A 3,059-nucleotide genomic window follows, 5' to 3' on the forward strand; every position below is an offset into this window, starting at 1 on the left:
ATACGGACTCCGATTGAAAGGTGTTGGAAACACCTGGAAATCCGAACGGAGTGAGCAGGAGAAAAACGGGTTCCGGGCGTGGAGTGTAGGAATCGGCGCTGTCCCGATTTCTACGCGAAACAGACGGAACCCGTATGAACAAAAAATCCCCCGGCGAGTGCTGGGGGAGCTGCCTTTGGGCAGGGTTGGGGACGCGAATGGGCCGCACGAGAGCTTCAACTTTAGGTGAGGATCAGTTTAATGATCTCTACCAAGAGTTTAACGGCCAGCAGGACGGCGGAAACCGCACCTGCCCAGACCGTCACCACTTTCGGGGTCAGTTTTTTGGACCGACGTTTCCGTACTGTGGTAGACTTCTTGTGTGTCGTAGAGAATCACCCCCTTTTCAGTCCCCCCGGTGCGGAAACACCGGGGGTTCCTCTTGTTGAGGACATGGCTCTCTACTTCCCACTTGTCATGCAACCCGCCCGCAGGCTTGGGCAGTCTAGCCTCTCAGCGCCCCCGCCGACGCATCACGCCGCGTTCCAGCCCGGTAATCACGGCGTAGATCAGCACGCCGAACAGGATCAGCAGGGCAATCGCAGCAAACTGCGCGGCCTTGTTCTGGTAGGTTCCGGCCACCTGCACGGCCAGCCCCAGCCCCTTCTGGTTGGCGTCCACGAATTCCCAGACCACCGCGCCGATTAAAGCGAGGCTGGCGGCCAGCCGGAGTCCTCCCAGCATCACGGGGAGCGCTCCCGGCAATTCCAGCCGCGTCAGCCGTTGCAGCGGCGTGGCCCGCAAACTTCTGAACAGTTCGTAGAAGGTGCGGTCCACCTCACGCACACCGACCAGGGTGGCGATCATGATCGGGTACAGGGCGCTGAGGGCCGACACGACGACGGCGGGAAAGAACCCGAAGCCCAGCCACGACACCAGCAGCGGCGCGAGAATCACGATGGGCGTACTCTGCGCGGCGATGATAAACGGGCTGAAGAAGCGTTCCAGCGGGCGGAATTTTGCCAGTGGGTAGCCGATCAGCACGCCCACCAGACCGCCGATGAACAGCCCGGCCAGTGCGGTCCGGGCCGTGACCCAGAAGGCGGCGGCCAGTTCGGGGAAAGTGCCCGTCAATTCGCGCCACACGGCGGCGGGCGTGGGCAGCAGGAACGGCTGATTGAGTTGTGTGGCCGCCAGATGCCAGCCCAGCAACCCCAGCGCAATCGCGGCCAGCGGCAGCAGCCCCGACAGGCTCAGTCGTTCGCGGACAGGGGTTCGCAGGCGGGTGCTGTCGCCGGTACCCAGCACGCCGCGCAGGTGCGCTTCCAGACCATCGGTGTAGGCGCTGACCCGGCCCTCGCCGCGCGTGTCCAGAATCTCCACGATTTTCCCGTCGCGCAGCACGGCCACGCGGTCTGCCAGCCACACCGCCTCGCGGATGGAGTGGGTCACGAGGACGGTGGTGCGCCCGGTCTTCTCGTGCAGGTGGCGCAATTCGTCGTTGAAGCGTTCGCGGACCAGGGCGTCCAGGGCGGCGAACGGCTCGTCCAGCAGCAGCACGTCGCCGCTCTGGGCCAATGCGCGGGCCAGCGCCACCCGCGCCCGCATCCCGCCCGACAGGTGCGCCGGAAAGTAGCCCGCGTAGGCGTCCATGCCCACCAGATGCAATGCCTCTTTGGGAGGCAACCCGCCGCCCGCACCCAGATCGGCGGGCAGGGCCACATTCCGCAGCGCCGTGCGCCACGGCAACAGGCGGTAATCCTGAAAAACCAGCGCCGGGGCCGACTCCACCCGCACCACGCCGGACTGCGGCTTCAACAGCCCGGCGATCACGCGCAGCAGCGTGCTTTTGCCGCCGCCGCTGGGGCCGATCAATGCCAGAAACTCGCCCCGGCGCACGTCCAGATTCACGCCGTTCAGGATCAACTCGCTGCCCAGGCGCACGCTCACGTCCTCCAGCACAATCGGCGCGTCGGCAGGCGGGGCGGGCGGCAGTTCGGCGGCGGGGGCGCTCATGCTTTCAGCGCGTCGGGGGGGAGAACTTTCTTTGGACGGCCCAGCGTGTTCACCAGCACCACCCCGGCCACCGCCACCGCCCCGCCCAGCAGCGTGATGGGTCTGGGCACCTCTCCCAGCCAGACCAGCGCGATCAGGATGGCCAGAACCGGACTGACATACAGAAACGACGTGGTAGTGCTGGCCCCCACCCGCGACAGCGCGAACGTCCAGGTCAGGTACGCCAGTGCAGATGGGAACAGGCCCAGATAGATCAGCGCCAGATGGGCCGATAACGGCGCGGCCCGCAACTCACCCACGAAACCGGGCAGAAAGACCAGCATGGGCAACATGCCCAGCAGCAGGGACCAGACCGTGAAGTGCAGCGGATTCATGCGCCTCAGCAGCGGTTTCTGGAACACGAAATAGATGCTGGTAAACAGCGCCGCACCCAGAATCAGCAGCGCCCCCCCCGTGAAATTGACGCCCTGCCCACTGCCCAGCACGATTAACGTCACGCCGCACAAGCTGACCAGGGTGCCCAGCCAGCCCAGCACGTTCAGGCGCTCGCCTCCAAACCGGGTGGCCAGCAGCGCCGTGATCACCGGCCCCGCCGCGATGATCAGGCTGGCGGTCCCGGCGGGCACGCTGACCTCGCCGTAATTCAGCAGGACGTGGTACAGCGTAATCCCCATGAAGCTGAGGCCGAAGATGCGCGCCAGATCGCCCGTGCTGGGCAGCGGAATGCGCGTGACCAGCGCGTAGATGCCCAGCGCCACCGCCGCCACCAGAAAGCGGTATAGCGTCAGATGGCCCGGCGAGAATGCCTCCAGCCCGGCCCGGATACCCGCGAAGGCCGAGGCCCAGAACACGATGGTCACCAGAATGGCCGTGACAGACACGGCATCTAAACCTTCGGGGCGGGCGGGCGGGACAGCGCTCATACGCCTGCCAGGGTAGAGCATGGCGCGGCGGGCAAGGGGTGTCTGCGCGTAACTACTCAGCGCGAGAAGTCGGGCATGAGGATGTCACCGCGAAATACACTCACGAGGCCCTGCCAGACATGTATGCCCTGCTTGCGAAGT

2 protein-coding genes are annotated in these 3,059 nt (G+C 65.4%); both read right to left on the reverse strand.

Annotated features, from left to right (window positions below; all coding sequences use genetic code 11):
* Window positions 1-492: 492 nt before the first annotated feature.
* Window positions 493-1,995 carry an ABC transporter permease subunit gene (locus Q319_RS0122935; RefSeq protein ID WP_029484711.1) on the reverse strand — a complete coding sequence of 501 codons (1,503 nt, stop codon included), beginning with the start codon at window positions 1,993-1,995 and terminating at the stop codon, window positions 493-495.
* Window positions 1,992-2,918: a DMT family transporter gene (locus tag Q319_RS0122940; protein ID WP_029484712.1), complete on the reverse strand. Its 927-nt coding sequence runs from the start codon at window positions 2,916-2,918 to the stop codon at window positions 1,992-1,994. Before Q319_RS0122940 ends, Q319_RS0122935 begins: the two co-directional genes overlap by 4 nt.
* Between the last annotated feature and the right edge of the window lie 141 nt (window positions 2,919-3,059).

Origin of the sequence: Deinococcus marmoris DSM 12784 (assembly GCF_000701405.1) — a bacterium.
Classification (GTDB): Bacteria; Deinococcota; Deinococci; order Deinococcales; family Deinococcaceae; genus Deinococcus; species Deinococcus marmoris.